Annotated in this window: 1 protein-coding gene; it reads left to right on the top strand. The window is 59.6% G+C overall.

Annotated elements, in window-relative coordinates:
• On the top strand, positions 1-705 hold a 705-nt coding region (locus B3Q33_RS01875), incomplete at its 5' end, for an SDR family oxidoreductase (RefSeq protein ID WP_286826667.1).
• Between the last annotated feature and the right edge of the window lie 161 nt (positions 706-866).

Here is an 866-nt window from a genome sequence, read left to right as displayed (position 1 = left end):
ACCGGTGGCTCCCGTGGTATCGGTGCTGCTATTGCCGAAGTACTGGCCCGTGACGGCGCTACCGTTACCGTGCTGGATATTCCGCCCATGGCCGACGACCTGAACCAGGTGGCCGGGCAGATCGGTGGCGATACCCTGGAACTGGACATCACCGCTGACGACGCCCCTGCCACCATCGCCGCCAAGGCCAAGGAAATCGGCGGCTACGATGTGGTCGTGCACAACGCTGGTGTCACCCGCGACAAGATGCTGGGCAACATGCCAGAGAAATTCTGGGACATGGTGCTGAACATCAACATCGCCAGCCAGCTGCGCATCAACGAAAAACTGCTGGCTGACGGCGGCATGGGCAAAGGTGGCCGTATCATCTCCATCAGCTCCATCGCCGGTATCGCCGGTAACCTGGGCCAGACCAACTACGGCACCTCCAAGGCAGCCGTGATCGGCATGATCGACGCCTACAAAGATGAGTACGCCGAGAAAGGCATCACCATCAACGCCGTGGCGCCGGGCTTCATCGAAACCCAGATGACCGCCGCCATCCCCTTCACCATCCGTGAAGCGGGCCGTCGCATGAACGCCATGAACCAGGGCGGTCAGCCGGTGGATGTAGCCGAAACCATCGCCTTCTTTGCCAGCCCGGCCTCTCAGGGTCTGACCGGTAACGTAGTGCGTGTGTGTGGTCAGATGCTGCTGGGTGCCTAAACCCAGAAGCAAGTTGAAAGTTTCAAGTTGAAACGCGACTTGAGGCTTTTGCCACATGATCAACAAAGGAGCCGCGCCGCAAGGGGCGGCTTTTTTGTGTGTGGGTTGTGCTCCCAATCTATCAACGATAGCCGCTGCAGGAACGGAGCGTAGCGGAGTAA

The sequence above is a fragment of the Alcanivorax sp. UBA3183 genome, from assembly GCF_002364155.1.
In the GTDB taxonomy this organism is placed as follows: domain Bacteria; phylum Pseudomonadota; class Gammaproteobacteria; order Pseudomonadales; family Alcanivoracaceae; genus Alcanivorax; species Alcanivorax jadensis.
Note: the sequence above shows the minus strand (reverse complement) of the source record. Positions and strands in the feature narration are given on the sequence as shown.